Origin of the sequence: Mumia sp., assembly GCF_028803055.1 — a bacterium.
Taxonomy (GTDB): domain Bacteria; phylum Actinomycetota; class Actinomycetes; order Propionibacteriales; family Nocardioidaceae; genus Mumia.
Genome location: NZ_JARBCJ010000298.1, coordinates 1 through 2,367, shown reverse-complemented (window position 1 = coordinate 2,367; position 2,367 = coordinate 1). Strand labels below are relative to the sequence as shown.

Here is a 2,367-nt window from a genome sequence, read left to right as displayed (position 1 = left end):
AGTAGATCAAGAGGGCGCGGTCACGACGCGGCCCCTCAGCGAAGGTCGTGGTCACGAGCGCCAGACCGGCCGGGGTGAGGAAGCCGGCCGCGACTCCGGTCACGAAGCGGGAGACCACAAGCATCCACCCGTCGACCGCCACACCTCCCAATCCGGAGAAGAGAAGGAAGACGACCAACCAGGTGAGGAAGGTCCGCCGGCGCCCGAGGACGTCGCTCGCGCGCCCCCCGAGCAGGACGAAACCGCCGTAGCCGAGGGCGTACGCGCTGACGACCCACTGCAGCCCGGTGGTCGACATGTCGAGGTCTGCCCGGATGGACGGCAGGGCGACAGCCGTCATCGACAGGTCGATCCCCTCGAGGAAGAGGGCGCCGCACAGGCCGGCCCGCATCGCCGCGGGGCGGGCGCGCGCCCGCGATCGAGAGGGTTGCGCGGCGGTGTGCTCGGTGGGGACGCGTTCGTGCATGACGTGCTCCTCGTGTGGTTACTTCTTGTCACTGAGCCCATCGTGAGGAACCATGAGGACTTATGGAAGAAGGCACTTCAGAAGAACCGACGCACTGCGACGACACCGTCCCGTACGACGCCTTCCAGTGGGACTCGCGCGAGGACTGCGAGGTCCGCCAGATCCTGGACCGGGTGGCCGACAAGTGGTCTCTTCTCGTGATCTCCCTGGTCGGCAACCAGACCATGCGGTTCACCGAGCTCCGGCGGGCCATCGACGGCATCAGCCAGCGGATGCTCACGGTGACGCTCCGGCACCTCGAGCGCGACGGGCTGGTCGAGCGGACGGTCCACCCGGTGGTGCCACCGCGAGTGGACTACACGCTGACGCCGCTGGGGTGCACCCTGCTCGAGACGATCCAGTCGCTGGTCCGGTGGACCGAGGAGCACCAGAGCGAGGTGGCGAGGGCTCGAATGTCGTACGACCGCGCCCGAGCGGGCGTAAAAGTTGCTCAGGCGGGTACCGCCAGCAAGACTTAACCTACGCGCGCGTAGGTTGAAACGCCCGCGCTCGCGCGAGACTGCCGTCGAACACGAGGACCTCCACATGTCAGTACGCACCGAGACCCCCCCGCTACACAACGAGGCCGGCTTCGGCGCCGAGGGCGCACCCCCCGGCAAGCCTGAGCAGATCATGCTCGGGATCTTCGTCGTGCTCCCGATCCTCGCCATCCTGGCCGCGGTGCCTGTCGCCTGGGGCGGCTGGCTCGGACCGCTCGACCTCGTCCTGCTGGCGGTCTTCTACGTGATCTCCACCCTCGGCGTCACCGTCGGCATGCACCGCCTCTTCACCCACAAGGCGTTCAAGCCCAATCGCGGGGTCAAGATCGCGCTGGGCGTGGCCGCCAGCCTGGCGATCCAGGGACCGATCACGCGCTGGGTCGCCGACCACCGCAAGCACCACAAGTTCTCCGACCGTGAGGGCGACCCGCACTCCCCGTGGCGCTACGGCGAGACGGTGCCCGCGCTCACCAAGGGCTTGGCCTACGCGCACCTGGGATGGATGTTCAACGCCGAGCAGACTCCTCAGCGCCAGTACGCGCCCGACCTCCTGAAGGACCGCGACATCGTCCGGCTGTCGAAGCTCTTTCCGATGTGGGTGCTGATCTCCCTCGCCCTGCCGCCCGTGATCGGTGGCCTGGCGACATGGTCCTGGCAGGGCGCGGCGACCGCGTTCTTCTGGGGCTCCCTCGTCCGGCTCTTCCTCGTCCACCACGTGACGTGGTCCATCAACTCCATCTGCCACACGGTCGGCGAGTCGCCGTTCAAGTCACGCGACCACTCCGGCAACGTGTGGTGGCTGGCGATCCCGTCGATGGGCGAGAGCTGGCACAACCTGCACCACGCCGACCCGACCTGCGCGCGCCACGGCGTGCTGCCCGGTCAGATCGACATCTCGGCCCGCGTCATCTGGCTCCTCGAGAAGGCGGGCTGGGTGCGCGACGTGCGGTGGCCCGTCCCGTCCCGGATCGAGGCCAAGCGCGTCGAGGCCACCGCGAGAGCCGCGGCCTGACCTCTCGAGCGCCGCGGACGCCCCACCGCGTCCGCGGTTAGCTGTCCCGCTTGGTCTGGTGGGTGCCGATGTCGGCCTCGGCGATCCCGATCACGAGTGCCGAGATGGCGCCGAAGATGGCGAGAGCCGTCCCGATCGGCTCCCACGGGTTGCTGTTGAGGGTGCCGCCCCGGACGAGCAGCAGGATGGTGGCCCCGGTGATCACGAACGCCGCCACCACGGCGACCACGAGACTCCACTTGGCCAGGGTGCTGAGATGCATGCGACGCGACCTCCTCAGAGGATTGGATGTCTCCTCCAGAGTCGACCTGCCGCGGCGATGCCGCAAGCAGAGCCCGCGCGGCCGAGGT

The 2,367-nt window shown here is 68.7% G+C and carries 4 protein-coding genes; 2 read left to right on the top strand and 2 right to left on the bottom strand.

The window, feature by feature from the left end; all coding sequences use genetic code 11:
• On the bottom strand, positions 1–466 hold a 466-nt coding region (locus PV363_RS17305), incomplete at its 3' end, for an MFS transporter (RefSeq protein WP_301023014.1).
• 62 nt (positions 467–528) lie between these two features.
• Here PV363_RS17305 and PV363_RS17300 point away from each other — a divergent pair.
• Positions 529–984, top strand: coding sequence for a helix-turn-helix domain-containing protein (locus tag PV363_RS17300; RefSeq protein WP_220346192.1), 456 nt, complete (start codon positions 529–531; stop codon positions 982–984).
• 67 nt (positions 985–1,051) lie between these two features.
• A complete protein-coding gene (locus tag PV363_RS17295) occupies positions 1,052–2,017 on the top strand; it encodes an acyl-CoA desaturase (RefSeq protein ID WP_220343610.1) in 966 nt (321 codons plus the stop codon).
• Positions 2,018–2,054: 37 nt separating this feature from the next.
• Here the strand turns inward: PV363_RS17295 and PV363_RS17290 are convergent, their stop codons facing one another.
• On the bottom strand, positions 2,055–2,279 hold the full coding sequence (locus PV363_RS17290; protein WP_220343609.1) for a hypothetical protein: 225 nt from the start codon (positions 2,277–2,279) through the stop codon (positions 2,055–2,057).
• Positions 2,280–2,367: the final 88 nt, after the last annotated feature.